Genomic DNA, 26,337 nt, shown 5'->3' on the forward strand with positions numbered 1-26,337 from the left:
CGGCACGTTGTACCGCAGATCCGCGCCGCTGTCCCGCCGCATCAGTGGTCGTGGTGCAGGTAACGGGCCTGGGCCGGCAGGCGCAGGCTGACCAGGAAAGCGACCACCATCATCACCGTGACATACCAGAAGAACAGCTGCTCGTGGCCCAGCTGCTTCAGCCCCAACGCGGCGTACTCGGCACTGCCACCGAACACGGCGTTGCCGATGGCGTAGGCCAGGCCCACGCCCAGTGCGCGCACCTGCGGCGGGAACATTTCGGCTTTCACGATGCCCGAGATAGAGGTGTAGAAACTGACGATGGCCAACGCCAGCACGATCAGCCCAAAGGCCGCCCACGGGCTGGTGACGTGCTGCAGGGTGACCAGGATCGGCACGGTGGTGAGCGCACCGAGCGCACCGAACAGCATCATGCTGGTGCGACGGCCGATGCGGTCGGAGAGCATGCCGAACAGCGGCTGCATGCACATGTACAGGAACAACGCCCCGGTCATCACGTAACTGGCGGTCTTGATCGGCAGATGCACCGTGTTCACCAGGAACTTCTGCATGTAGGTGGTGAAGGTGTAGAAGATCAGCGAGCCGCCTGCGGTATAGCCGAGCACGGTGAAGAAGGCCGCCTTGTGGTCGCGGAACAGCGCGCCCAGCGTGCCGGCGTCCTTGTCATCGCGGCTCGATTCGCTCTGGGTCTCGTGCAGGGTTCGCCGCAGCAGCAGCGCCACCACGGCCGCGACGGCGCCCAGCACGAACGGAATGCGCCAGCCCCAGGCACGGATCTCCGCCTCGCTCAGCACCGATTCCATGATGACGATCACCAGCACGGCCAGCAGCTGGCCGCCGATCAGGGTGACGTACTGGAACGAAGAGAAGAATCCGCGCTGGCCGCGCAACGCGACCTCGCTCATGTAGGTGGCGGTGGTGCCGTACTCGCCGCCCACCGACAGGCCCTGGATCAGGCGCGCCACCAGCAGCAGCACCGGCGCCAGCGCACCGATGGTTGCGTAGGTCGGCAGACAGGCCACCATCAGCGAACCACCGCACATCATGCTGACCGAGATCAGCAGCGATTTCTTGCGCCCCAGGCGGTCGGCAATGCGACCGAACAGCCAGCCGCCGATCGGCCGCATCAGGAAGCCGGCCGCGAACACGCCGGCCGTATTGAGCAGCTGCACGGTGGGATCGGAGGCGGGGAAGAAGGCGCCCGCGAAGTAGATCGCACAGAACGCGTAGACGTAGAAGTCGAACCATTCCACCAGGTTGCCGGACGAGGCCGACATGATGGCGAAGACGCGATGGCGCTTCTCCGCAGCGGTGTACTGGGGCAGATCGACGGCCGGGGCCTGCGACATGGGGAACTCCGAAGGGGGCCGTGGGGGCCGACCTTCGGATCATCCTCCCGCCGTGTGCAAGACGGTGTGCAGCATCAGGCGGCTGGCGTGCGGTAATCGGCCGGTTGTGCGACGGGGTCGGATCCCGAAAGGCGAAGGGGTCGAATCCCGTTGCAACGCAACGGGCTCCGACCCCACCCGCCGGCATCACCACTCCGGCAGTTTTTCCGGCAGCAACGCACGGATCGGCGCGCCATCGGCGCTGGCCGCCAGTTTCTCGGCCTCGGCGATCGGCAGATCGACCTGCAGCAGCCAGCCGTCTTCATCGGCCTGCTCGCTGCGGATCACTTCCAGCTGGTGCAGGCGTGCGCGCAGGCGCCCCGCACTGGGTGGCAGGCGCAGCTCGCCGGTCACGTGCTGCAGGCCCAGGCGGCGGCCCAGCACGGTCTGCAACAGCTCCAGGCCCTGGCCGTCACGCGCCGAGATCCAGACCCGCTCGCGACGGGCCTCGTCGGGCACGCCGTCCTGGCCATCGTGGCGCACCTGCGCGCCGTCAATGCGGTCGATCTTGTTGAACACCAGCAACTGCGGCAGGTCGCCTGCACCCACCGCGGCCAGCACCTCGTCCACCTGGGCGATGCGCTCTTCGCGGTGCGGATCGGCGGCATCGACAATATGCAGCAGGAAATCCGCCTCGCGCGCTTCGGACAGGGTGGAGCGGAACGCCGCCACCAGGTCATGCGGCAGGTCGCGCACGAAGCCCACCGTGTCGGCCAGCACCACGTTGCCACCGGGCACCGCAATGCGCCGCACGGTCGGATCCAGCGTAGCGAACAGCTGGTCGGCCGCGTACGCCTCGGCACCGGTCAGCGCGTTGAACAGCGTGGACTTGCCGGCGTTGGTGTAGCCCACCAGGGCCACGCGCGGCAGCTCGCTGCGCACCCGCGCACGGCGCATCTGGGTGCGCTGCACTTCCACCTTCTCCAGCCGCTTCTGCAGCTGTTCCACCCGCTTCTGCAGCAGGCGGCGGTCGGTTTCCAGCTGGGTTTCACCCGGGCCACGCAGGCCGATCGAACCACCGCGCTGGCGCTCCAGGTGGGTCCAGCCGCGCACCAGCCGCGTGGCGATATGCCGCAGCTGGGCCAGCTCGACCTGCAGCTTGCCTTCGTGGCTGTGCGCACGCTGGGCGAAGATGTCCAGGATCAGACCGGTACGGTCGATCACCCGGCGTTCCAGGAAGCGTTCCAGGTTGCGTTCCTGGCCAGGGCTGAGTGCGTGATTGACCAGGATCAGGTCGGCGCCGGTGGCCTCCACCGCCGCCTTGATCTCATCCAGCTTGCCGCTGCCGATCAGGGTGGAGGGATTGGGGCGATCCAGGCGCGCGGTGATGGTGGCAGCGATGCTGGCCCCGGCCGAGCGGGCCAGATCGCCGAATTCTTCCAGCACATCCTCTTCCAGCTTGCCGAAGTGGGGCTGGATCAGCAGGGCGTGTTCGCCCCGTTTCGAGCGGTCAAACATTCACCGCTCCGTTGTTACTCGTCTGCTTCATCACCCGCCTGACCATTTTCACCCGACTGCACGTAGCCGCCACCCGGGCCGACCTTGACGTTGCGTGCCGGCACCACCGTGGAGATGGCGTGCTTGTAGACCATCTGGCTGACGGTGTTGCGCAGCAGGACCACGAACTGATCGAACGATTCGATCGTGCCCTGCAGCTTGATACCGTTGACCAGGTACACCGAAACCGGCACGCGTTCGCGCCGCAGTGCGTTCAGGAAAGGATCCTGCAGCGATTGCCCCTTGGACATTGCATACTCCTGATTATTGTTCTTATTGGATTGCCGGCGCTGGCTGCGGCCCCCGAGCCGCACGCCGGCCCATGATGGTACACGGCCAGCGGCCGTTCAGCGTGCGACGAAGGTCGCGACTGCGTCGGCCAGCCGCTGTTGGTCGATATGGGGGTCGAACCAGCGGGCATCAAGCTCGCCGCGCAGCCAGGTCAGCTGGCGCTTGGCCAGCTGGCGGGTGGCGAAGATACCCTTGTCACGGAACCCGGCGGCACTGCCCTGCCCGTCCAGGAATTCCCAGGCCTGGCGGTAACCGACCGCCCTGACCGCCGGCAGGTCCAGCGGCGCGGCCACGGCAGCCATCTGCGGCAGGGCGCGCAGGGCGCGCACCTCGTCCAGGAACCCCTGCGCCAGCATGGTGTCGAAACGCGCTTGGATGCGCTGGTGCAGCACTGCCCGCTCGCGCGGGGCCAGGATCAGCTTCAGGGTCCGCACCGGCAGCGGCGCAACACCGCGCTGGCGCTGCAGTTCGGTGATCGGCGTGCCAGTCAGCCGGTACACCTCCAGCGCCCGCTGGATGCGCTGCGGGTCGGTGGCATGGATGCGCGCCGCCGCGGCCGGATCGACCGCCGCCAGATCGTTGTGCAGGGCGGCCCAGCCACGCTCGGCCGCCTCTGCCGCCAGCGCTTCGCGCATGCCGGGATCGGCTTCCGGCATCGGCGAAAGGCCTTCCAGCAACGCGCGGAAGTACAGGCCGGTGCCGCCGGCCAGGATCGGCATGCGGCCACGGGCCACGATGTCGGCCACCACGCGGCCGGCGTCGGCGGCGAACTCGGCGGCCGAATAGGTCTGCCAGGGATCACGCAGGTCCAGCAGATGGTGCGGCGCCTGCGCGCGCTCGGCGGCGTCCGGCTTGGCCGAGCCGATATCCAGGCCGCGGTAGACCAGCGCCGAATCGACGCTGACGATCTCGCCGTTCAACTGTTTGGCCAGGGCGATCGCGGTGGCGGTCTTGCCGCTGGCGGTCGGCCCCATCACGGCGATCGCCAGCGGTCGCCGGTCGGCGGCCATCAGTCTTCGTCCGGCCAGCGGATCGCCGCGGTGGCGGCCACGCGCGGGGCGGGCACGGCCTCGACCGCCTGCCAGATCTTCAATGCATCGACCGTGGCGGCCACGTCGTGCACGCGCACGATGCGCGCACCGCGCTGCACCGCGATCAGGTGCGCGGCTACCGACGCGGCGACGCGCTCGGATGGCACCTGCCGCCCGGTCAGCTCGCCCAGGCTGCGCTTGCGCGACAGGCCCGCCAGCATCGGCACGCCCAGTTCCAGGAAGCGCTCGGAACGGGCCAGCAGGGTCATGTTGTGCGCGGTGGTCTTGCCGAAGCCGAAGCCAAGGTCGATGACCAGGTGCTTCCTGGCGATGCCGGCCATTTCGGCGGCGAAAAGGCGCTGCACAAGGAAGCCATGCACCTCGGCCACCACGTCGTCGTAGTGCGGTTCGGCCTGCATGTTGCCCGGCTCGCCCTGCATGTGCATCAGTACCACCGGCACCCCTGCGGCGGCGGCGGCTTCCAGCGCGCCTTCCTGGCGCAGGCCGTAGATGTCGTTGATCATGCCCGCGCCAGCGGCCACGGCCGCGCGCATCACTTCCGGCTTGAAGGTATCGATGCTGATCGGCACCTGGGTGCGGGCCGCGAGCTGTTCGATGACCGGCACGACGCGCTGCAGCTCTTCGTCGATCGACACCGGGGCGGCGCCCGGGCGGGTGGATTCACCGCCGATATCGAGCAGGTCGGCGCCCTGTTCCACCAGCTTCAGGCCATGGGCGACCGCCGCTTCGGTGCTGTCATGTGCGCCGCCGTCGGAGAACGAATCGGGGGTCACGTTGACGATGCCCATGACCTGGGCGCGGTCCAGGCGCAGGATGCGGCCGGCGCAGTCGAGCTGGGGCGAGATATCGAACATGAGCGATCCTGCGGGTAACGGTGTCTAGTTTAGTTCGGCAGGGCTGCGCCCTGCACCCTTGTAGAGTCGAGCCGTGCTCGACTGAAGCAACGTCTAAAACCTGCATTACGTGGAATGGCGGGCGGTGTGGGTGGGCAGGACACGCCGCAAGTACGTCCCTGTAGGCTCGTAGGCGCCATCCGTGGCGCCTGCGGTCCTGCCCACCCACACCGCCCCGCCTGTGACACATTCCCGCGAGCTGTAGGAACGGCACGGGGTCGGATCCTGTTGCTGCGCAACGGGCTCCGACCCCAAATGAATATCGACATCTGACAGATTCATCTACGCATGGCGTGGATCTACTGGCCGCCGGCCACCTGCCAGAGGTGGGGCGGTGTTTCCGGATCAGAGGTTGCCCAGGCGCGCGTTGTCTACCGGGGCAGCCAACCAGCCTGCCAGGTCTTCGCCTATCGCGTTTACGGTGCGGTCCAGCACCGTGCAGGACCCCTTGAAGCCGGCAAAGGCGCCGCCGCGGGACACCCGACGCGCCGTGACCGTTGCGATCTGGCGACCATCCTCAAACAGCACGCCACGCACTGCAGCAGACTTGAAGTGCCCGGTAAAGGCGTTGCCTGCACTCTGCGCCTCGACCAGTTCAAGCTTCAACGAGCGGCCGCTGCCGCTGTCGGCCCCTACCGGCCCGGACACAATGGTGATGCCGTGGCGGCTGGCGTTGGAAGCCAGCGACTGCGCAAGCGTGACGCCGATGCTGCACTCGCTCTTGATGGCCTCGGCGATGATCGCCGATTCACTGAAAGGTACCGGCTGGACGACGCGGATTTCAGCGGCGGCGGCGGGCAGAACAAGCGTCGCCAGCCCTGCCAGGGCAAGCGGAAGCAGCAGTTTCATGGTGATCCCCTGTAAACCCAGCCTCCCCCTATGGCGGCCGTGGTGGCGCATCCTGACCCGCAGCAGCGGTAGGACGCAAGGCCCGCCCAATCCACGCGTGGCGTGGATCTACCGTGTCGACCAAGGTCGACACCTACCAATAGCAGACGGATTCCGACCCCGCCCCGCCATCCCACGGAATGCACGCTTTTGACGTTGACGTTGACGTTGAGCGGGTGCAGGGCGCAGCCCTGCCGGGAAACCCTCAGCGCGGGCGGCGGCGTTTGCGGTCGACGTACAGGGTCTTGATGATGCTCAGCACAATACCCACGCCAATGCCGACACCGCAGCCCAGCAACAGGTTGTCCAGGGTCAGCCCGACCACGACACCGACGATGGTGGCGATGACCATTTCAACGGTGTGGGAGATCGGCTGCGGCGGGGGAATGGACATGCGGGCTCCAGCGAAAGACAGGGGTGCGGGTGTAGCGCGGAAACAACGAGGCCGGGTTGCCCCGGCCTCGTCTGCGATCAGCATTGGCGGGCCGTCAGTGCGACTCGGCCGGGCCGGCGATCGGCGGCAGCGGACGGGCGTCGCCGCCCTTGTCGTTGCTGCCACCATCCTTGTTGGACTTGTTCCAGCCCATCGGCGGCGGCGGGTCGCGGCCTTCCATGATGGCGTCGATCTGCGGCGCGTCGATGGTTTCGTACTGCAGCAGCAACTGCGACATCGCGTGCAGCTTGTCCAGGTTGGCCGTCATCAGCTCGGTGGTACGCGCATAGGCCTCGTCCAGGATGTTGCGCACTTCCTCGTCGATGCGGCGCGCGGTGTCGTTGGACACGCTCTTGTGCTGGGTGACCGAACGGCCCAGGAACACCTCGTCGTCCTCCTCGCCATAGGCGATCGGGCCGAGCTGGTCGGACAGGCCCCACTTGGTGACCATGTTGCGGGCCATCTTGGTGGCGCGCTCGATGTCGTTGGAGGCACCGGTGGTGACCTTGTCGGCACCGAAGATCAGCTCCTCGGCCACGCGACCACCGTACAGCGAGCACAGCTGCGACTTGATCGCCACGCGGTTCATCGAATAGCGGTCGCCTTCCGGCAGGTACATGGTCACACCCAGCGCACGGCCGCGCGGAATGATGGTGACCTTGTAGACCGGATCATGCTCGGGCACCAGGCGACCGACGATGGCGTGGCCGGCTTCGTGGTACGCGGTGAGGGTCTTCTCTTCCTCGCTCATGGCCATCGAGCGGCGCTCGGCACCCATCAGGATCTTGTCGCGGGCACGGTCGAAGTGGTCCATGCGGACTTCCTTCTCGTTGCCGCGCGCGGCGAACAGGGCCGCTTCGTTGCACAGGTTGGCCAGGTCGGCACCGGAGAAGCCCGGGGTACCGCGCGCGATCACCATCGGCTCGACGTCATCGGCCAGCGGCAGCTTGCGCATGTGCACCTTCAGGATGTGCTCGCGGCCCTTCACGTCCGGCAGGCCGACCACGACCTGGCGGTCGAAACGGCCCGGGCGCAGCAGCGCCGGGTCCAGCACGTCCGGACGGTTGGTCGCGGCGATCACGATCACGCCTTCGCCACCTTCGAAACCGTCCATCTCGACCAGCAGCTGGTTCAGGGTCTGCTCGCGCTCGTCATGACCGCCGCCCAGGCCGGCACCACGGTGGCGACCGACGGCGTCGATTTCATCGATGAAGATGATGCACGGGGCGTGCTTCTTGGCCTGCTCGAACATGTCGCGCACGCGGCTGGCGCCGACGCCGACGAACATTTCCACGAAATCCGAACCGGAGATCGAGAAGAACGGCACCTTGGCTTCGCCGGCGATGGCCTTGGCCAGCAGCGTCTTGCCGGTACCGGGCGGACCGACCATCAGCACGCCGCGCGGAATCTTGCCGCCCAGCTTGGTGAACTTGGACGGATCACGCAGGAAGTCGACCAGTTCGCCCACTTCTTCCTTGGCTTCGTCGCAGCCAGCAACGTCGGCGAAGGTGACCTTGATCTGGTCTTCGCCCTGCAGCTTGGCGCGCGACTTGCCGAAGGACATGGCGCCCTTGGCACCACCGCCACCGCCCTGCATCTGGCGCATGATGAACAGCCAGAAGCCGATGATCAGGATGACTGGCAGGAAGTTCATCAGGATGGCCGCGAAGGAAATGCCGCTGGACGGCTGTTCCTGCACGATGTCCACGTTCTTGGTACGCAGCACGTTGATCAGGTCGCGATCAGCCGGTGCCGACACCGTGCCGGTCTGGCCGCCACGGGTGGTGTAGGTGATTTCGTTGGTCAGTCCGCGCGAATCGCCACCAAAGGTGACCTTCTGCACGTTGCCGCTGTCCACCTGGTCAAGGAACTGCGAATACGATGTGGCCTGCGCCCCGGCCCCGGAGGACTTGGGCGAGAAGCTCTGGAAGACCACCATCAGCACGACGGCGACGACCACCCATAGCAGGAGGTTCTTGGTCAAGTCGTTCATCCTCATTGGCTCCAGCGTTCCTCTTTCAGTGCGGGCATTGCGTTGGGGTCGAGCTTACGGGTCGAGCTTACTTCATGTGGGCGCGTTTTCCCTGACCCAAGGCGTAGACCTCGGGGGAACGCTTGCGCGAGGCTTCCGGCTTGCGGATGGAGACCTTGTCGTACCGACGGCGCATTTCACGCACGTAGTCATCGAAGCCTTCGCCCTGGAACAGCTTGATCAGGAACGCCCCACCGGTCTTGAGGTGGTTGTCGGCGAAATCCAGGGCCAGCTCTGCCAGGTGCATCATCCGCGGCTGGTCGACCGCGCCTACACCACTCTTATTGGGGGCCATGTCCGACAGCACAAGGTCTACCGGCTGATCGCCCAGCATGGCCTCGAACTGCGATAGGACGGTTTCTTCCCTGAAGTCACCGTGAAGGAACTCCACCCCGGCCAGCGGCGGCATGTCCAGGATGTCCAGGGCCAGCACGCGGCCGGTGTCGCCAATCTGTCTCCGCACCTGCTGAGACCAGCCGCCCGGGGCGGCGCCGAGATCGACCACGACCATGTGCGGCTTCAGCAGCCGGTCACGTTCGAGCAGTTCCTCGAGCTTGTAGGCGGCACGCGAGCGCATGCCTTCGGCCTGCGCCTTCTTCACGAAGGGGTCGGAGAAGTGTTCCTTGAGCCAGCGCTGGCTGCTTTTGCTGCGGGTAGCCATTGGAAATAGGGGGTTACGGGGTCGTCATGATACCCTGATCACCCCATTCAACCGTGTTTTCTGCATGCCCATCGCCCTGACCGCTTCCCAGACCCGTTTCCTGCGCGGCCAAGCCCACGATCTGAAGGCACTGCTGCAGACCGGCGGCAAGGGCATCACGCCCGCGTTCATCGCCGAGCTGAACGAGGTGCTGGAGCGCCACGAACTGGTGAAAGTGAAGGTGGCCGCTGAAGATCGCGACGCCCGCGACGTGATGATCGGTGAGATCGTCGAAGCGACCGAAGCCGCGCTGGTACAGCGTATCGGCCACGTGGCCGTGCTCTACCGCCCGAGCAAGGAACAGCGGCAGATCGTGCTTCCGCGCGGCTGATCGCCCTGCCCCATGCAGCTGAACCACGAACCGCCTGATTACGCTTACAGCCTGCGCGCGGCCGATGGTCGCTCGGCGCGGGTGAACGACCAGTCCCTGTCCAGCAGCTTCTTCCTGACGCCTGAAGAGCTGGCAACGGACTGGCCGGTGCTGCGAGCCGCCGATCTGCAGGTGGCCGACCTGGAACCCATCCTGGCCCTGGGCCCGGCGCTGATCGTGCTGGGTACCGGCGATCGCCAGGTATTTCCGCCGGCCGTGGTGATGGCCGCCTGCCTGTCGCGCGGCATCGGCCTGGAAGTGATGAACAATCCGGCGGCCGCGCGCACGTTCAATATTCTTGCCGGCGAAGGCCGCAAGGTCGCCGCGGCCTTCATCCTGGAAGGTTGAGGCGGCAGCAGCCGGGCGTGGCCCGGATCAGATCGCGATACCCCTGCGCCCGGGCCGATGCTCGGGCGTTTTCGTGTGGGCGCGGAGAGCCGCCGGGCATGGCCCGGCGCTACCCGTATCTGCCTGCGCTAGCGCGCCGGCAGATACTGCTGCGGGTCGACCGGCTTGCCGTTGTAACGAATCTCGAAGTGCAGCATGTCGCGGTTCGCACCGGTACGGCCCATTTCTGCGATCTGATCGCCGGCCTTCACGTTCTGCCCTTCGTTCACCAGGCGCTTGCGGTTGTGGCCATAGGCCGACAGCCACTGGTCGCTGTGCTTGATGATGATCAGCTCGCCGTAGCCCACCAGGCCTGCGCCGGAGTACACCACCACGCCGTTGGCCGATGCGCGCACCGGGGCCCCGCTGCTGCCGGCAATGTCGACGCCCTGCTTGGTCGCGTCACCGGCCACATAGCGCCCCACCACCGCACCGTCGGCCGGCCAGCGCCAGGCAATGCTGCTCTTCACCGGTGTAGCCGGCGCGGTGCTCGGCGCCGTCGAAGGCGTGCTGCCACTGCCGGTGGCCGGACGCGGCGCGGTGACCACCGTGGTGGGTGCGCGGCCGCTGCCGGCACCCTGCGGATACAACCGGATGACCTGCCCCGGATAGATCTGCGACGGGTTGTCCAGCCGGTTCCAGGCAATCAGGTCGGCCGGGGTGATGTCGTGGATGCGCGCGAGTGCGTAGATGGTGTCGCCCTTGCGCACGACCACGGTCTGCCCCGGCTTGGGCACCGAGGTCTTGGGCGTACTGGCTGCCGCACCACTGCCATCGGGGCGGACCACCGTGGCGGTGCCACAGGCAGCCAGCGAGGAAACCAGCAATGCCAGCGCGCCAATGCGCACTCCCTTGCCCAGACCATTTGCATTCATGCGAACTTCGACCTCCATACAAGCCAGGCAACCAGCACCACCACCATCGCGGTGGCGATCCAGCCCAGCGGTTCAATCCAGCGCCGCAGCGCGGCTTCCGCGCGCGGTCCGCCAATGCGGATCACGGCGGCCAGAACGTACACACGCTTGCCGCGACCGATCAGCATGCTCAACAGATACTGCGGCATGGGCACACCGACGATACCCGATGCCCACGTGAAGACCTTCATCGGGATGGGCATGAAGCCCCCCAGCACCAGGAAGGTGAACACCGCCCAGGGCGATTCGGCCATCTTGGCCTGCACCGTGGCGATGCCATCTTCAATGGCCGGCAGCATACCGAGCATCTCGAACAGCGGCTTCACCGCCTCGAAGGCGTAGTGGCCCAGGGCGTAACCGATCACCGCGCCCACCATCGAGCCGGCCAGGCTGAGGGTGGCGAACCACCAGCCGCGCTTGGGCTGGGCCACGCACATCGGCGCCAGCATCACCTCCGGCATGACCGGGAAGATGATGGCTTCGAAAAAACTCAAGACGGTCAGATAGGTCGGCGCGCGTTCGTGCGCCGCCCATTTCATCGCCCGCTCGTACAGCGGCCCGAAAATCTTCATGCAACCCTGCTCCCTGGATTCAGTCGAGCATGCCGGACAGCAGCGGCACGAAGGTGACCGGCGCCAGCACGCGTTGTTCGATGCTGCCGTCGGCCTTGCGATCGAGCTGTACCAGCGATTGCCCGCCGGGGCCGCCCACCGGCGCCACCAGGCGGCCACCCACGGCCAACTGCTCGACCAGCGCATCGACCAGCGCCGGTGCGGCTGCGGTGACCACCACGGCGTCGTACGGGCCGTGCTCGGCCCAGCCCACCCGGCCGTCGTCATGCTTGGTGCGGATGTTCATGCCCAGCGCGCGGAAGCGCTTGCGCGCCTGCCGCAGCAGATCGCCGATGCGTTCGACCGTGTAGACCTCAAGCCCCACCGCGCCGAGTACGGCGGCCTGGTAGCCCGAGCCGGTGCCCACTTCCAGCACCGTCTTCGGTGCAACCTGCAGCACCGCTTCGGTCATCCGCGCCACCACCCAGGGCTGGGAAATGGTCTGGCCGTGGCCGATCGGCAGCGCGGTGTCCTCATAGGCACGCGAGGCCAGGGCTTCATCGATGAACAGATGGCGCGGCACGATGCGGATGGCATTGAGCGTGGCCTCGTCGGCAATGCCGGCCTCGCGCAGGCGATCGACCAGGCGGTCGCGCACGCGCTGCGAAGTCATGCCGATCCCCACGGCTTCCGGCTGCAGGCGCAGGCGCGGGCTCATGCCGGCTGGTCCAGCGCGGCGCTCAGGCCACCGACCCAGCTGGCCACCTTCTCCAGTGCCTGGTAGCGGGTCAGGTCGACCTGGATGGGGGTGATCGAAATATGGCCGGTGCGCACCGCGTGGAAATCGGTACCCGGACCGGAGTCCTGCTCGCGACCGGCCGGACCGATCCAGTACACCTCGTTGCCGCGCGGATCTTTCTGCGCGATGCAGCCTTCGGCGCGGTGGCGGTTGCCCAGGCGGGTCACTTCGAAGCCCTTCACCTCGCCCCACGGCAGGTCAGGCACGTTCACGTTCAGAATGGTGTCGGCCGGCAGCGGGTCGGCCTTCAGCCGGGCCACGATCTCAACCGCCGCACGCGCTGCGGTTTCGAAATGCTTCGGGTCATGGTTGCGGCTGACCAGTGAGACCGCTACCGCCGGCAGCCCCAGGAACCGCCCCTCCATGGCCGCCGATACCGTGCCGGAGTAGATGACATCGTCGCCGAGGTTGGCGGCGTTGTTGATGCCCGACACGACGATATCCGGTTCGAACTCGAGCAGGCCGGTCAGCGCCAGATGCACGCAGTCGGTGGGCGTGCCCGCCACCGAGACGGTGTAATGGTCGATGCGCTTGAGCCGGATCGGCAGATCCAGCGTCAGTGAATTGCTGGCACCGGACCGGTCGCGGTCGGGGGCAACCACCGTGACTTCATGCCCGGCGTCGCGCAGCACCTGCGCCAGCATCCGGATGCCTGCAGCGTCTACGCCGTCGTCGTTGCTGACCAGGATGCGCATGTTCGATTCAACCGCTTGATTTTCCAAGAATTCGATTCCATCACCTTGCCGCGTGGGCGGGACCGGCAGCCGCCCCCTCGGGAACCGGCGATCTCGCAAGTGCGTCCACTATTGTGCCGCAAGCGGGGCGCGGGTCCTACCCTGCCGGCGGTCACGGAAGCGTTTGAAATGCCGTAGGCAGCGCCTCAGTGGCGGTTTACCCTGTGCACATGTCGCACCCAGAAGATGAAGACCCCGCCGCACTGTTCCGCGCGGCCATCGGCGAAGTCACCCCGCTGCGCAAGGATGCCGAACCGGCGCCGGCCGCGCCACGGCCCAAACCGCGTGCCCGCATGGCCGAACGCGACGAGCAGGAAGCGGCCGGTGAGTTCGCCCGGCTGCTGCGCGACAGCAGCCCATTGGAGGCGGGCGATACCGCCAGCTACCGGCGTGACACGCTGCCGCCACGCATGTTCCAGCGGCTCAAGCGCGGCCAGTATTCGGTGCAGGACGAACTGGACCTGCATGGCGCGACTGCCGCGCAGGCCGAAGCGCTGCTGCGCCAGTTCCTGCTGGAAGCGCACGCGCATGAGTTCGGTTGCGTGCGCATCATTCACGGCAAGGGGCTGCAGTCTGACGGCGGCGCGCCGGTGCTGAAGAACCTGGTGGACCGCCTGTTGCGGCTGCGCAACGATGTGCTGGCGTTTCATTCGGCGCCGCCCGGACAGGGCGGCACCGGTGCGGTGCTGGTGTTGTTGGCGCGGCGGTGAGGCATTCATCCACGCATGGCGTGGATCTACCGGGCGGTGAGGCATTCATCCACGCCATGCGTGGATGCGCCGCACCGCCGGGTCCTCACCCCTGCGAGGCGTCCTCCACCGGACCCAGCTCATGCAGCACTGCAGTGGCGTAGCAGCCCGGTGGCAGCGCAAAGGAAAGTTCGAGCACGTCTTCGGCCAGCCACTGGTGCTGCAGCAACGCCGGGCGCAGGCGCAACGCGCGCCGCTCCTGCTTCAGGCGCGCATCTTCCAGCCCCGCGCGCAGCGCCTTGGATTCCTCATCGTCCAGCGCACCCAGTTCCAGCGCGCGCGCGGCATCGGTACTGCGCAGTTCGCCCTCGCCCCACAACGGCGCGCTGGGATGGATGTCGAACCGTGCCAGACGATCGGCCAGTGCATCGGTGTACGGCTCCGGACCGAACACGCTGCGGCTGCCATCGAGCATCCACACCTCACCCTGCAGCGGCTGATCCCAGCTGCCCTGCTCCACCCGGGCAGCCAGCACCCGGTTGAACAGCGCCGAACGGGCAGCCGACAGCAACAGCGAGCGCTGGTCCTTGCGCATGCGGCGGCCCCCGAACATGGCCAGGGCCGCCGGCACGTTACCACCGTCGCGACCAAAGCGCTGTTCGCCGAACCAGTTGGGCAGGCCGCGGCTGGCGATCTGCTGCAGGCGTTCGCTGATCGCGGCGGCATCGCCCTGCACGTCGCGCAGGACCAGCTTGAAGCGATTGCCAGCCAGGGCGCCGCGCTGCAGCTTGCGGTTGTGCCAGGTGGCGTCGAGCACTTCGATCTCATCGCTGGCCAGTGCGGCCAGGTCAGGCGCCACCCGCTTGGGCAGGTGCACGCTGAAGCGCTGGGTGGTGACCGCGTGGCGGTCCTTCATGCCGGCATAGCTGACCGCCATGTCCGGCAGGCCGGCCCAGGCTGCCAGCAGCTTGGCCACGTGCACCGTGTTGGCGCCGCGCTTGCGGATGTGCAGCAGCAGGTGCTCGCCCTCGCCCGTGGCCTCGAAGGCCGGCAGTTCGTCCACCTGGAAATCTTCCGGCGTGCTGCGGATGCGGGCGCGCAGCAACGGCGCACCGAACGCCAACGGCACCGGAATCATGCGGCCACCAGCAGCACCACCGCCTGCGCGGCGATGCCTTCGCCACGCCCGGTGAAGCCCAGCTTCTCCGAGGTGGTGGCCTTCACGCTGACCGCGTCCATCGGCAGCTGCAACAGGCCGCCGATGCGCTCACGCATGGCCAGCGCATGCGGACCGACCTTGGGGCGCTCGCAGATGACGGTGATGTCGGTGTTGCCGACCCGCCAGCCACGCTCGCGCAGCAGGCTGTCGCAGTGGCGCACGAAATCGCTGCTGTCGGCATCCTTCCAGCGGTCGTCGCTGGGCGGGAAGTGCTGGCCGATATCGCCCAGCGCAAGCGCGCCCAGCATCGCATCGCATAGCGCGTGCAGGATCACGTCGCCATCGCTGTGGGCCAGCACACCGCAGCTGTGCGGTACGTTCACGCCACCAAGCATGATGTGGTCGCCTTCACCGAAGGCATGGACGTCATAGCCCTGGCCGATACGGACGGGCGGGAACGGAGCGGTGCTCATGGATGCAACCCTTGCAGCAGGGCCGCGCGGTCACTCAACCAGCGCGGCGGGAAAGTACGAATTCGAAACGGTCCAGGTCGGCCGGCGTGGTGATCTTGAAGTTGTCCTCGCTGCCTTCCACCAACAGCGGGCGGTGGCCCTGGCGTTCCATGGCCATGGCCTCGTCGGTCACCTCGACATCGGCAGCGGCGGCATCGGCCAGCGCGCGCGCCAGCTGGTGGCGGCGGAACAACTGCGGGGTGAGCGCGCGCCACAGGCGTGCGCGCGGCTCGGTGGCATCGATGCCACCATCGTCGCCGGCACGCTTCAAGGTATCGCGCACCGGCGCGGCCAGGATCGCGCCGACCGGGTCGGCACGCCCCACTTCCAGCAGCCGGCCCAGATCGGCCGGCGACAGATTCGGGCGCGCGGCATCGTGCACCAGCACGAATTCATCGGCACGCACGCTGTCGGGCAACGCCTGCAGGCCAGCCAGCACCGACGCGGCGCGGGTGGCGCCGCCGATGCAGGTCAGCACCGGCTTGCCGGCGAACTCGGTCCAGCCCGGCCAGTCGGCATCGTCCGGGCCCAGCACGACCATCACGCCGGCCACCGCTGGATGCGCCAGCAGCGCATCCAGGGTGTGGGCCAGCAGGATCCTGCCGCCTGCCTGCAGGTACTGCTTGGGCAGCGGCGCACCGAAGCGGGCGCCGCGGCCCGCCGCTGGCATCACCACCCAGATGGCCGCGCTCATGGCACGTCCGCCGTGTGGTCGCCGGTCTGTGCAGCCACCGGTGCAGCCGCCGGCGGACGCGAGGCGGCATCTTCCACCACGCGGTAGAACTTCTCGCCGGGCTTGATCATGCCCAGCTCGCTGCGAGCACGCTCTTCGATGGCGGCCTGGCCTTCTTTCAGGTCCTTCACTTCGGCAGCCAGCGCATCGTTGCGCTGCTGCAGACCTTCGTTGTCCCGTTCCTGGTTGGCGACCTGGGCTTCGAGCATCATCACTTCACCCGAATTGCCCGGGCCGAACCAGAAACGGTACTGCAGCCATGCCAGCAGCAGGGCCAGCACCAGCAGCAGCCAGCGCCAATCGCGCATGGGCTCAGCGCTTCAGCGAAACGAACGCGTCACGACCGGCGTAACGCGCGCCGGCACCGAGGGCTTCCTCGATGCGCAGCAGCTGGTTGTACTTGGCCACGCGATCGCTGCGGCACAGCGAACCGGTCTTGATCTGGGTCGCGGTGGTGGCAACCGAGATGTCGGCGATGGTGGTGTCTTCGGTTTCGCCCGAACGGTGCGAGACCACGGCGGCGTAGCCGGCACGGTCGGCCATGGCGATCGCTTCCAGGGTTTCGCTGAGCGTACCGATCTGGTTGACCTTGATCAGGATCGCGTTGGCGGTGCCCGAATCGATGCCTTCCTGGAAGATGCGCGGATTGGTGACGAACAGATCGTCGCCCACCAGCTGCACCTGCTTGCCGATACGGTCGGTCAGCAGCTTCCAGCCGGCCCAGTCGTTCTCGGCCAGGCCATCTTCAATCGTGATGATCGGGTACTGCGCGGCCCAGTCGGCCAGGAAGTCGACGAACTGCTCGGAGGTCAGGCGCTTGTTCTCGCCCACCAGGTTGTACTTGCCGTTCTCGAAGAATTCGCTGGAGGCCACGTCCAGGCCCAGCAGCACGTCTTCACCGGCGGTGTAGCCGGCCTTGCCGATGGCTTCCAGGATGGTGTCCAGCGCTTCGACGTTGCTGCGGAAGTCCGGCGCGAAGCCGCCTTCGTCGCCCACGGCGGTGCTCAGGCCATGGCCCTTCAGCACCGACTTCAGCGAATGGAAGATTTCGGTGCCGGCGCGCAGCGCTTCGAAGAACGAGGTGAAGCCAACCGGCAGCACCATGAATTCCTGGAAGTCGACGTTGTTGTCGGCATGCGCACCGCCGTTGATGATGTTCATCATCGGCACCGGCAGCGACGGCGTGGCGCCGGTCTTGCCGGCCAAGTACTGCCACAGCGCCTGCTTGCTGGAAGCGGCGGCAGCATGCGCGGCAGCCATGGAAACACCCAGCAGCGCGTTGGCGCCCAGGCGCCCCTTGTTCTCGGTGCCGTCCAGATCGATCAGGCGACGGTCCAGGCCGGCCTGGTCGGTGGCTTCGAAGCCCTTCAGCGCATTGGCGATGGCGCCATTGACGTTGTCGACGGCCTTGCGCACGCCCTTGCCCAGGTAACGGGTCTTGTCGCCGTCACGCAGCTCCACCGCTTCCTTGGTGCCGGTCGAGGCGCCGGAGGGAACCGCGGCGCGACCGAACGAACCGTCCTCCAGGATGACTTCGGCTTCCAGCGTGGGGTTGCCACGGCTGTCGAGGATTTCACGGGCGTGGATGCTGCGGATCGTACTCATGGTCGGGCCGGTTACCTGTAAGGAGAGGAGGCGACAAAACGAATGCCGCGTGATTATCCCCGGCTGCCCGCCGCTTGCCAAATGGTGTCGCCGATCACGACCGGATCCTGGCCCTGCACCAGCATCGGCACGGCCACGATCATGCCCAGCAGGGCCAGCAGCAACGCCGCCACCGCAGCCAAGCCACGCCCACGCCGCAGGCGCCAGGCCAGCACCGAAGCGGCGCCACTGCCCAGCGCGGACACTGCCAGCACGCCGATGGCCGCAAACAGGGCCACCTGCACCGATTCCAGCGCATGACTGCCATCGCCGGGCGAACCGATGGCCGACAGAAACACCAGCAGGCCTGCACCCAGGGCCGCCCAGGCCAGCACGGCCAGGCCGAGCGCGCACAGGCCCCAGGGCCACGGCCGGCGCGAAGCGGGCGCGGAAGATGTTGGATTCATCAGGTGAATGGGCTCCCCGCCCAGGTGAGGATCACAGCTGGGTCAGCACGACCCCGCCCAGCAGCAGCGCCACGGCAAGCAACAGCAGGCCTGCCAGCGTGGCCGCGCCACGCGCACGACGCAGGCGCCAGCCCAGCACGGTGGTGACCGCGCTCGCCACGCACGACACGGCGGCCGTGTTCAGGCATGCCCAGGCCATCGTGTGCTGCCAGCGCGGCGCGGCACCGTCGCCGGGCATGCGCATGCTTCCCGCTGCCAGCAGCACGGCATAGGCCAGCGCCGCCCACATCAGCACGCCGAAGGCCACGGCCACCCAGCCCCACGGCCACTGCCGCCAGTGCCGCCGGCGACGCTGGGCTTCCAGCGCCGCCCACGGGTCCAGACTCACGCGAAGCGCGAGAAACCGTGCTTCTTGGTCACCGCATCGAGCTCCATCAGGGTCTCCAGCAGCGCTTCCATCTGGTCCAGCGGCCACGCATTGGGGCCATCGGACAGCGCCTTGGACGGGTCCGGATGGGTTTCGGCGAACAGGCCGGAAATGCCCACAGCCACGGCAGCGCGCGCCAGCACCGGCACGTGTTCACGCTGGCCACCGGAACTGGTGCCCTGCCCGCCCGGCAGCTGCACCGAATGGGTGGCGTCGAACACCACCGGGCAGCCGGTGTCGCGCATCACCGCCAGCGAACGCATGTCGCTGACCAGGTTGTTGTAGCCGAAACTGGCGCCACGCTCGCAGACCATGATCTGCTCGTTGCCGGTGGACTTGGCCTTCTCCACGACCGGCTTCATGTCCCACGGCGCCAGGAACTGGCCCTTCTTGATGTTGACCGGCTTGCCGGCGGCGCACACCTTGCGGATGAAATCGGTCTGGCGGACCAGGAACGCCGGGGTCTGCAGCACGTCCACCACCGAGGCCACTTCGTCCATCGGGGTGTATTCATGCACGTCGGTCAGCACCGGCACGCCGATCTGCTTCTTCACTTCGGCCAGCACCTTCAGGCCTTCTTCCATGCCCGGGCCGCGGAACGCGGTGCCCGAGGTACGGTTGGCCTTGTCGAAGCTCGACTTGAAGATGAAGTTGACGCCAAGCTTGTCGGTGATCTCCTTCAGCTTGCCGGCGGTATCGAGCTGCAGCTGCATCGACTCGATCACGCAGGGTCCAGCGATCAGGAACAGGGGCTGGTCCAGCCCAACCTCGAATCCACACAGTTTCATGGCGTTTCCTTGTTGGTCCGCGCGCCGTACAAGCCAGCGCGCTGGGGTTGAAGCATGCAGGATGGGGGCCGCAACCCCCATTCACAAGTCAGGCGCGGGCTTCGGCCAGCAGTGCGCCGCCAGCCTTGCGCTCACGCGCGGCACGGATGAAGCCGATGAACAGCGGGTGGCCGTCGCGCGGCGTGGACAGGAATTCCGGGTGCGCCTGGCAGGCCAGGAACCACGGATGCGCATCGCGCGGCAGCTCCACCACTTCCACCAGGGTGTCGTCCATCGACTTGCCCGAGATGACCAGGCCGGCATCTTCCAGCTGGGTGCGGTAGCGGTTGTTGAACTCGTAGCGATGGCGATGGCGCTCGGCCACCACGTCCTTGCCGTACAGTTCGCGGGCCAGGGTGCCCGGCTTCAGGCGCTGTTCCTGCAGGCCCAGGCGCATGGTGCCGCCCAGGTCGCTCTTGTCGTCGCGCTTTTCGACATCGCCGGTGGCGGTACGCCATTCGGTGATCAGGCCGATCACCGGGTCCGGCGACTGGCGGTCATTCTCGGTGCTGTTGGCCTGCTCCAGGCCCAGCACGTGGCGTGCGTAGTCGACCACGGCGGCCTGCATGCCGTAGCAGATGCCGAAGTACGGCACGCTGTTCTGGCGCGCGAACTGCGAGGTCAGTACCTTGCCTTCGAAGCCACGGTCACCGAAGCCGCCCGGCACCAGAATGCCGTCGACGTCGGCCAGGGCGGCCATGTCGGTGCCTTCCAGGTCCTGCGCTTCCAGCCACTTCAGGTTCACCTTGGTGCGCTGGCGCAGGCCGCCGTGCTTGAGTGCTTCGCCCACCGACTTGTAGGCGTCCTGGTGGTCGACGTACTTGCCGACCACGGCGATGGTCACTTCGTCCAGCGGGTGCAGGGTGGCATCGACGGCGTCTTCCCACATCGACAGGTCCACCGGGCCGGCCTTGTCGGCCAGCTTCAGCTGGTTCACCACGATCTCGTCCAGGCCCTGCGCGTGCAGGCCCGAGGGAATGCGGTAGAGCACGTCCACGTCCGGCACGCTGATGACGGCGCGTTCGGAGACGTTGGTGAACTGGGCGATCTTGCGGCGCTCCGAATCGGGCACGGCCTGCTCGGAACGGCACAGCAGCACGTCCGGCTGGATGCCGATCGAACGCAGTTCCTTCACCGAATGCTGGGTCGGCTTGGTCTTCAGCTCACCGGCGGCGCCGATGTAGGGCACCAGGGTGAGGTGCATGAACAGCGCCTTCTCCGGGCCGCGCTCGGTGCGCACCTGGCGGATGGCCTCCAGGAACGGCAGCGATTCGATGTCGCCCACCGTACCGCCGATCTCGACCAGGGCCACGTCGTAGCCCTCGGTGGCTTCGTCGATGCAGCGGCGGATCTCGTCGGTGATGTGCGGAATGACCTGCACGGTCGCGCCCAGGTAGTCGCCGCGGCGCTCCTTGCGGATCACGTTCTCGTAGATGCGACCGGTGGTGACCGAGTTCTTGCGGCTCAGGCGGGTGCGCACGAAACGCTCGTAGTGGCCCAGGTCGAGGTCGGTCTCGGCGCCATCGTCGGTGACGTAGACCTCGCCGTGCTGGAACGGGCTCATGGTGCCCGGGTCCACGTTGATGTACGGGTCGAGCTTCATCATCGTGACCTTCAGGCCACGCGCTTCAAGAATGGCGGCCAGCGACGCAGCGGCAATGCCTTTGCCGAGCGAGGACACCACGCCGCCGGTTACGAAAATCAAGGGAGTCATGGCTGCAAGCATCCTGTCTGGAAATGGAAAACGGCAGCACCACGCCTGCCCGGGGGGCAGACAGGGTGCAGAAAGGGGGTTTTCCGGTTCGCTGGGACAGCGAGGGAGGCGCGGACCTGGCCGGCGGCAGGCGCCGGGCGGGAACCTTCGTGCGAGGTCGGGGCGGCCGTGCCGGCCATTTCGACCGTCACCTGCGACCCGCATTGCTGGAGGCCAGACCTGGCCCTTCCAGCCCATTCGCAAAGGGTGGACACGCACTTACTCCCGGAAAGCCATAGTTTACAGATAGAGGGCCGCCAACCCAAGGGGCTTGTGCGACCAACCCAAACAAAAACGCCCCGGCGTGGGGGCGTCTGATGCCTGGAAGCCCCCCTTGGTAAGGGGGGCGCGCCGACAGGCGCAGGGGATCGGCAGAGTGGTGAGGCGGGGCCCACGGTTTGCGGAGCAAACCGTGGGGAAGCGGTAGCGCGGATGCGCTTACCGCTTCTTCCGCGCTTCCTCTTCTTCTTCCTGCTGCGGGGCGGGCTGGCCCTTGGCCTTCATTTCGGCATTGGCCTGGGCCCGGCGCTTGGCCTTGGCATCGGCTTCGGACTGCGCGGCCTTGTCGGCCTGGTCGTTCTGCTGCGGGGCCGGCTGGCCGGCGTTCTGCGCCATGACCAGGGGCACGGCAACGGCGGCGGCGGCCAGGATCGCAATGGTCAGCAACTTCTTCATGGAGTCCTCCTCGCGGTATCGCTTCGACATGGGGGTGCCGGCGTCTGGATTCCAGCGATGCCCATTTTACCCCCTTGCAGCGGCCGAGGCTGAACCGCAGGCGTGCAAAATCGCGTTCCAGACCGCACACTTGCGCGTCGCTCCAAGCTTCCGAACATAGATGAACGCCCGCTATAACGCCGCCGATATTGAAGTCCTGTCCGGCCTTGACCCGGTCAAGCGCCGTCCCGGCATGTATACCGACACCGCGCGCCCGAACCATCTGGCGCAGGAAGTGATCGACAACTCGGTGGACGAGGCGCTGGCCGGCCATGCCCGCTCCATCGAGATCACCCTGTACAAGGATGGCAGCGTGGAAGTCAGCGATGACGGCCGCGGCATGCCGGTGGACATCCACCCGGAAGAAAAGATTCCCGGCGTGGAGCTGATCCTGACCCGCCTGCATGCGGGCGGCAAGTTCAGCAACAACAACTACACCTTCTCCGGCGGCCTGCACGGCGTGGGCGTGAGCGTGGTCAACGCGCTGTCCACCCTGGTGGAAGTGCACATCAAGCGCGAAGGCGCCGAGCACCGCATCACCTTCCGCAACGGCGACCGCGCCACCCCGCTGGAAGTGGTCGGCACGGTGGGCAAGAAGAACACCGGTACCCGCGTGCGCTTCTGGCCCGACCCGAAGTACTTCGATACGCCCAAGTTCGCCGTGCGCGCGCTCAAGCACCTGCTGCGCGCCAAGGCCGTGCTGTGCCCGGGCCTGACCGTGAAGCTGACCGACGAGGCCACCGGCGACGTCGACACCTGGTACTACGAAGACGGCCTGCGCGATTACCTGAAGCTGGAACTGGGCGAGCGCGAATCGCTGCCGGCCGACCTGTTCGTGGGCAACCTGAAGAAGGACACCGAAGTGGTGGACTGGGCCGTGGCCTGGCTGCCGGAAGGTGAGCTGGTGCAGGAAAGCTACGTCAACCTGATTCCCACCGCCCAGCACGGCACCCACGTCAACGGCCTGCGCACCGGCCTGACCGAGGCGCTGCGCGAGTTCTGCGATTTCCGCAACCTGCTGCCGCGTGGCGTCAAGCTGGCCCCGGAAGACGTGTGGGACCGCGTGTCCTTCGTGCTGTCGCTGAAGATGACCGACCCGCAGTTCAGCGGCCAGACCAAGGAACGCCTGTCCTCGCGCCAGGCCGCCGGCTTCGTCGAAGGCGCCGCCCACGATGCCTTCAGCCTGCTGCTGAACCAGAACGTGGAACTGGGCGAGAAGATCGCGCAGATCGCCATCGAACGCGCCAGTGCCCGCCTGAAGACCGAAAAGCTGGTGGTGCGCAAGAAGGTCACCCAGGGCCCGGCCCTGCCCGGCAAGCTGGCCGACTGCATCAGCCAGGACCTGTCGCGCACCGAACTGTTCCTGGTGGAAGGTGATTCGGCAGGCGGCAGTGCCAAGCAGGCACGCGACAAGGATTTCCAGGCGATCATGCCGCTGCGCGGCAAGATCCTGAACACCTGGGAAGTGTCCTCCAACAGCGTGCTGGCTTCGGAAGAAGTGCACAACCTGGCCATCGCCATCGGCTGTGACCCGGGCAAGGATGACATCAGCGGCCTGCGCTACGGCAAGGTGGTGATCCTGGCCGACGCCGACTCCGACGGCCTGCACATCGCCACCCTGCTGACCGCACTGTTCCTGAAGCACTTCCCGGCACTGGTCGATGCCGGCCACGTGTTCGTGGCGATGCCGCCGCTGTTCCGCATCGACGTGGGCAAGCAGGTGTTCTACGCGCTGGACGAGGAAGAGAAGCGTTCCATGCTGGACAAGATCGAGCGCGAGAAGATCAAGGGCGCGGTGAACGTGACCCGCTTCAAGGGCCTGGGTGAAATGAATCCGCCGCAGCTGCGCGAATCCACCATCCATCCCGATACGCGCCGGTTGGTGCAGTTGACCGTGGACGATGGCGAGCAGACCCGCTCGCTGATGGACATGCTGCTGGCCAAGAAGCGCGCGAGCGATCGCAAGGGCTGGCTGGAAAGCAAGGGCGACCTGGCTTCGCTGGAAGCCTGATTCCGGCGCGGGGTCGGATCCAGTTGCCCAGCAACGGGCTCTGCCCCCAGCTTCCCGGCGATGGGGTCAGAGCCCTTTCCTGCGGAAAGGGATCCGACCCCACCCTTCCGCCGCCATCGGCAAAGCCTGCAGCGCGATAATGCGCGTTCACCCGCGCGGACCACTGTATTGCCCAGCCACTCGCTGCTGTTCCCGGGCCTGCCGCTGCACAGCGCACGCCTGGTCCTGAGCCCGATCCGCCGCGACGACGCCGCCGCGCTCTACGCCCTGCAGTCCGATGCCGAGGTGATGCGCTGGTGGAACCACCCGGCCTGGACCCGCCCGGCCGAAGCGCGTGCGCAGATAGACGATGACCTGGCCGCACAGGCCACCGGCACCCAGCTGAAGCTGGCCGTGCGCGAATCGATCGATGGCCCGCTGCTGGGCATCTGCGTGGTGTTCGCGCTGGACCGTGATGCACGGCGGGCCGAGATTGGTTACCTGCTGGCACCGGCGCAGCAGGGCCAGGGCTACATGCACGAAGCGCTGCAGCGGCTGCTGGACTACCTGTTCCAGACACTGCGGCTGCATCGCGTGGAAGCCGAGCTCGATCCGCGCAATGCGCCGTCGGCACACGTGCTGGAACGACTGGGCTTTGCCCGCGAGGGTCTGCTGCGGCAGCGCTGGCGCATCCAGGGCGAACTGGCCGATTCGGTGGTGTACGGCCTGCTGGCCGACGACGACCGCGCCCCGCGACCGGCTTGACCGAATCTGGCTGCAACGCTGGCCGCAACGGCGTGCGCGGCCGGGCCATGCCTTTGGACACATACCGCGCGCGGCCTGGCGACCTAGCATCGCAGTCCCCTTCCGCTACCGCTCTGGTGCCATGAAGTTCCTGCTGCACACTGCCGCGCTCTGCGTCGGCCTGCTTGTTGCCCCTGCCAGCGCCCTGGCGGCGCCTGCTGCCGACGCCGCCGAAACCAAGGCCCCTGCCACCGAAGCGGCGGCCCTGCCCGCCGATGCATCGGTGCGGCAGAGCATGCGCCTGGGTGGTCGCACGCTGGATTACACCGCCAGCGTCGGCACCCTGCCGGTACGCGACGACAAGGGCAAGGTGATTGCCGATGTGGTCTTCACCGCCTACACGATGCTCGGCAAGGACCGCCCGGTCACCTTCGCCCTCAACGGCGGCCCCGGTGCCTCCTCGGTCTACCTCAACCTGGGGGCGATCGGCCCGAAGGTGGTCACCTTCGGTTCGGAGGGCGACAGTGCGTCGGCACCGGCCACCCTGCATGACAACCCCGGCACCTGGCTGGACTTCACCGACCTGGTGTTCATCGACCCGGTGGGCACCGGCTTCAGCCGCGCGCGCATCGGCGATGACGAGGCGAAGAAGCAGCTGTACACCCCCAGCGCCGACGTCGAGTACCTGTCACGCACCATCTACGACTGGCTGCTGCGCAACCAGCGCATGGCCTCGCGCAAGTACCTGACCGGTGAGAGCTACGGTGGCTACCGCGGCCCGCGCATCACCCACTATCTGCAGACCCGACTGGGCGTGGCGATGAACGGCCTGGTGCTGGTGTCGCCCTACCTGAGCCCGACCCTGGAAGACAACGCCGATGTCTCGCCGATGGCGTGGATGCAGACCCTGCCGTCCATCGCCGCCGCGCACCTGGAGCGGCAGGGCAAGCTGACCGATGCGGCCATGCGCGAGGTGGTCGAATACACCCGTGGCGACTATGCCAGCGCGCTGATGAAGGGCCGCAGCGATCCGCAGGCCACCGAAGCGATGCTGCGCCGGGTAAGTGAGCTGACCGGGCTGGACCCACAGTTCGTGCGCCGCGCCGGTGGGCGACTGGAAACACAGGCGTACCTGCGCGAAGTGTTCCGTGACAAGGGCACGCTGGGCAGCCGCTACGATTCCAACGTGACCGCGTTCGATCCGTTCCCGAATGATCCTGAGCAGCGCGCCAACGACCCGCTGCTGGACAGCATCATCGCGCCGACCACCACGGCCATGGTCGACTTCGTGACCCGCGTGGTGGGCTGGAAGGTGGATGCGCGCTACCAGGCACTGAACTACGAGGTGAACCGGCTGTGGGACCGCAATGGCGACCTGCGCCAGGGGGCGGTGACCCAGCTGCGCCAGGCGGTGGCGATCGACCCGCACCTGCAGGTGCTGATCGTGCATGGCTGGAACGACTTGTCGTGCCCGTTCATGGGTTCGATCCTGACGGTGGACCAGATGCCGGCGATGGGCAGCAACCCGGACCGGGTGCAGGTGCGCAGCTACCCGGGCGGGCATATGTTCTACAGCCGGGCGGACAGCCAGGCCGCGTTCCGTCGCGATGTGCAGGCCCTGTTCCAGCGCAACTGAGGTGGTTTGCAGGCCGGGCCTGCAGCCCGGCACCCGCTGACGGCAGCGGCAGCGGCAAAAGCCTGCATTTCGGGGGGCGGCGGGATGGGGTGGGTGCGCAGGACACGCCGTAAACCCGTCCATGAAGTGACCCCCTGAAGTTGGACAGGTGGGGGATCAGGCGGCTAGGGCAG

The 26,337-nt window shown here is 67.1% G+C and carries 29 protein-coding genes; 6 read left to right on the forward strand and 23 right to left on the reverse strand.

Features of this window, described 5'->3' with window-relative positions:
• Positions 1–41 precede the first annotated feature (41 nt).
• The 9 genes from IAE58_RS08335 to rlmE form a co-directional block, all read right to left on the reverse strand.
• Positions 42–1,349, reverse strand: a complete 1,308-nt coding sequence (locus tag IAE58_RS08335) for an MFS family transporter (RefSeq protein ID WP_199933893.1) — start codon at positions 1,347–1,349, stop codon at positions 42–44.
• Positions 1,350–1,535: 186 nt separating this feature from the next.
• A complete protein-coding gene (hflX, locus tag IAE58_RS08340; protein ID WP_108752750.1) occupies positions 1,536–2,846 on the reverse strand; it encodes a ribosome rescue GTPase HflX in 1,311 nt (436 codons plus the stop codon).
• 14 nt (positions 2,847–2,860) lie between these two features.
• Positions 2,861–3,136, reverse strand: coding sequence for an RNA chaperone Hfq (hfq, locus tag IAE58_RS08345; RefSeq protein ID WP_079221450.1), 276 nt, complete (start codon positions 3,134–3,136; stop codon positions 2,861–2,863).
• A gap of 96 nt (positions 3,137–3,232) precedes the next feature.
• A complete protein-coding gene (gene miaA / locus IAE58_RS08350) occupies positions 3,233–4,186 on the reverse strand; it encodes a tRNA (adenosine(37)-N6)-dimethylallyltransferase MiaA (protein WP_199933892.1) in 954 nt (317 codons plus the stop codon).
• A complete protein-coding gene (folP, locus tag IAE58_RS08355) occupies positions 4,186–5,082 on the reverse strand; it encodes a dihydropteroate synthase (RefSeq protein ID WP_199933891.1) in 897 nt (298 codons plus the stop codon). The genes miaA and folP overlap by 1 nt, the downstream gene beginning before the upstream one ends.
• A gap of 384 nt (positions 5,083–5,466) precedes the next feature.
• On the reverse strand, positions 5,467–5,970 hold the full coding sequence (locus tag IAE58_RS08360) for a hypothetical protein (protein ID WP_199934084.1): 504 nt from the start codon (positions 5,968–5,970) through the stop codon (positions 5,467–5,469).
• Positions 5,971–6,214: 244 nt separating this feature from the next.
• Complete coding sequence (locus IAE58_RS08365; RefSeq protein WP_108749239.1) at positions 6,215–6,403, reverse strand: hypothetical protein; 189 nt, start codon at positions 6,401–6,403, stop codon at positions 6,215–6,217.
• A 94-nt stretch (positions 6,404–6,497) separates the two neighbouring features.
• Positions 6,498–8,435, reverse strand: coding sequence for an ATP-dependent zinc metalloprotease FtsH (gene ftsH / locus IAE58_RS08370; RefSeq protein WP_164271596.1), 1,938 nt, complete (start codon positions 8,433–8,435; stop codon positions 6,498–6,500).
• A 67-nt stretch (positions 8,436–8,502) separates the two neighbouring features.
• Complete coding sequence (gene rlmE / locus IAE58_RS08375) at positions 8,503–9,135, reverse strand: 23S rRNA (uridine(2552)-2'-O)-methyltransferase RlmE (protein ID WP_008265654.1); 633 nt, start codon at positions 9,133–9,135, stop codon at positions 8,503–8,505.
• Between the two features lie 64 nt (positions 9,136–9,199).
• On the opposite strand from rlmE, the gene yhbY reads away from it, so the two are divergent.
• Positions 9,200–9,505, forward strand: a complete 306-nt coding sequence (yhbY, locus tag IAE58_RS08380; RefSeq protein ID WP_108752746.1) for a ribosome assembly RNA-binding protein YhbY — start codon at positions 9,200–9,202, stop codon at positions 9,503–9,505.
• Between the two features lie 12 nt (positions 9,506–9,517).
• Complete coding sequence (locus tag IAE58_RS08385) at positions 9,518–9,892, forward strand: Mth938-like domain-containing protein (RefSeq protein ID WP_199934085.1); 375 nt, start codon at positions 9,518–9,520, stop codon at positions 9,890–9,892.
• A 128-nt stretch (positions 9,893–10,020) separates the two neighbouring features.
• On the opposite strand, the gene IAE58_RS08390 is transcribed toward IAE58_RS08385, so the two are convergent.
• From IAE58_RS08390 to surE, 4 genes are read right to left on the reverse strand one after another with little or no spacing between them, the layout of a single operon-like run.
• Complete coding sequence (locus IAE58_RS08390) at positions 10,021–10,806, reverse strand: peptidoglycan DD-metalloendopeptidase family protein (RefSeq protein WP_199934086.1); 786 nt, start codon at positions 10,804–10,806, stop codon at positions 10,021–10,023.
• Positions 10,803–11,417, reverse strand: coding sequence for a YqaA family protein (locus IAE58_RS08395; protein ID WP_164271599.1), 615 nt, complete (start codon positions 11,415–11,417; stop codon positions 10,803–10,805). Before IAE58_RS08395 ends, IAE58_RS08390 begins: the two co-directional genes overlap by 4 nt.
• A gap of 19 nt (positions 11,418–11,436) precedes the next feature.
• Positions 11,437–12,114 (reverse strand): protein-L-isoaspartate(D-aspartate) O-methyltransferase, encoded by a 678-nt coding sequence (locus tag IAE58_RS08400; protein WP_108752742.1) that lies wholly within the window; start codon positions 12,112–12,114, stop codon positions 11,437–11,439.
• Positions 12,111–12,890: a 5'/3'-nucleotidase SurE gene (surE, locus tag IAE58_RS08405; protein ID WP_108752741.1), complete on the reverse strand. Its 780-nt coding sequence runs from the start codon at positions 12,888–12,890 to the stop codon at positions 12,111–12,113. The genes IAE58_RS08400 and surE overlap by 4 nt, the downstream gene beginning before the upstream one ends.
• Before the next feature lie 209 nt (positions 12,891–13,099).
• On the opposite strand from surE, the gene IAE58_RS08410 reads away from it, so the two are divergent.
• A complete protein-coding gene (locus tag IAE58_RS08410) occupies positions 13,100–13,639 on the forward strand; it encodes a Smr/MutS family protein (RefSeq protein WP_108761728.1) in 540 nt (179 codons plus the stop codon).
• 85 nt (positions 13,640–13,724) lie between these two features.
• Here IAE58_RS08410 and truD read toward each other — a convergent pair whose 3' ends face one another.
• The 10 genes from truD to IAE58_RS08460 form a co-directional block, all read right to left on the reverse strand.
• The gene (gene truD / locus IAE58_RS08415) at positions 13,725–14,756 is read right to left on the reverse strand and encodes a tRNA pseudouridine(13) synthase TruD (protein ID WP_199934087.1); all 1,032 of its coding nucleotides are present in this window, start codon (positions 14,754–14,756) and stop codon (positions 13,725–13,727) included.
• Complete coding sequence (gene ispF / locus IAE58_RS08420) at positions 14,753–15,250, reverse strand: 2-C-methyl-D-erythritol 2,4-cyclodiphosphate synthase (protein WP_199934088.1); 498 nt, start codon at positions 15,248–15,250, stop codon at positions 14,753–14,755. The genes truD and ispF overlap by 4 nt, the downstream gene beginning before the upstream one ends.
• A gap of 34 nt (positions 15,251–15,284) precedes the next feature.
• On the reverse strand, positions 15,285–15,983 hold the full coding sequence (ispD, locus tag IAE58_RS08425; protein ID WP_199934089.1) for a 2-C-methyl-D-erythritol 4-phosphate cytidylyltransferase: 699 nt from the start codon (positions 15,981–15,983) through the stop codon (positions 15,285–15,287).
• The gene (gene ftsB / locus IAE58_RS08430) at positions 15,980–16,330 is read right to left on the reverse strand and encodes a cell division protein FtsB (protein WP_108755893.1); all 351 of its coding nucleotides are present in this window, start codon (positions 16,328–16,330) and stop codon (positions 15,980–15,982) included. The genes ispD and ftsB overlap by 4 nt, the downstream gene beginning before the upstream one ends.
• A gap of 4 nt (positions 16,331–16,334) precedes the next feature.
• Positions 16,335–17,627: a phosphopyruvate hydratase gene (gene eno, locus IAE58_RS08435; RefSeq protein WP_199934090.1), complete on the reverse strand. Its 1,293-nt coding sequence runs from the start codon at positions 17,625–17,627 to the stop codon at positions 16,335–16,337.
• Between the two features lie 53 nt (positions 17,628–17,680).
• The gene (locus IAE58_RS08440; RefSeq protein ID WP_233614971.1) at positions 17,681–18,073 is read right to left on the reverse strand and encodes a hypothetical protein; all 393 of its coding nucleotides are present in this window, start codon (positions 18,071–18,073) and stop codon (positions 17,681–17,683) included.
• A gap of 31 nt (positions 18,074–18,104) precedes the next feature.
• Positions 18,105–18,461 carry a hypothetical protein gene (locus tag IAE58_RS08445; protein WP_199934091.1) on the reverse strand — a complete coding sequence of 119 codons (357 nt, stop codon included), beginning with the start codon at positions 18,459–18,461 and terminating at the stop codon, positions 18,105–18,107.
• A complete protein-coding gene (gene kdsA / locus IAE58_RS08450) occupies positions 18,458–19,288 on the reverse strand; it encodes a 3-deoxy-8-phosphooctulonate synthase (protein WP_108749223.1) in 831 nt (276 codons plus the stop codon). Before kdsA ends, IAE58_RS08445 begins: the two co-directional genes overlap by 4 nt.
• 88 nt (positions 19,289–19,376) lie before the next feature.
• Positions 19,377–21,041 (reverse strand): CTP synthase, encoded by a 1,665-nt coding sequence (locus IAE58_RS08455; RefSeq protein WP_108752734.1) that lies wholly within the window; start codon positions 21,039–21,041, stop codon positions 19,377–19,379.
• 477 nt (positions 21,042–21,518) lie between these two features.
• On the reverse strand, positions 21,519–21,755 hold the full coding sequence (locus tag IAE58_RS08460) for a hypothetical protein (protein WP_108771436.1): 237 nt from the start codon (positions 21,753–21,755) through the stop codon (positions 21,519–21,521).
• A 160-nt stretch (positions 21,756–21,915) separates the two neighbouring features.
• On the opposite strand from IAE58_RS08460, the gene parE reads away from it, so the two are divergent.
• From parE to IAE58_RS08475, 3 genes are all read left to right on the forward strand, one after another.
• Positions 21,916–23,805: a DNA topoisomerase IV subunit B gene (gene parE / locus IAE58_RS08465; RefSeq protein ID WP_199934092.1), complete on the forward strand. Its 1,890-nt coding sequence runs from the start codon at positions 21,916–21,918 to the stop codon at positions 23,803–23,805.
• A 168-nt stretch (positions 23,806–23,973) separates the two neighbouring features.
• Complete coding sequence (locus IAE58_RS08470; RefSeq protein WP_199934093.1) at positions 23,974–24,549, forward strand: GNAT family protein; 576 nt, start codon at positions 23,974–23,976, stop codon at positions 24,547–24,549.
• A gap of 121 nt (positions 24,550–24,670) precedes the next feature.
• Positions 24,671–26,164, forward strand: coding sequence for a S10 family peptidase (locus IAE58_RS08475; RefSeq protein ID WP_199934094.1), 1,494 nt, complete (start codon positions 24,671–24,673; stop codon positions 26,162–26,164).
• Positions 26,165–26,337: the final 173 nt, after the last annotated feature.

It is taken from the genome of Stenotrophomonas sp. S49 (assembly GCF_016624905.1).
Lineage (GTDB): Bacteria > Pseudomonadota > Gammaproteobacteria > Xanthomonadales > Xanthomonadaceae > Stenotrophomonas.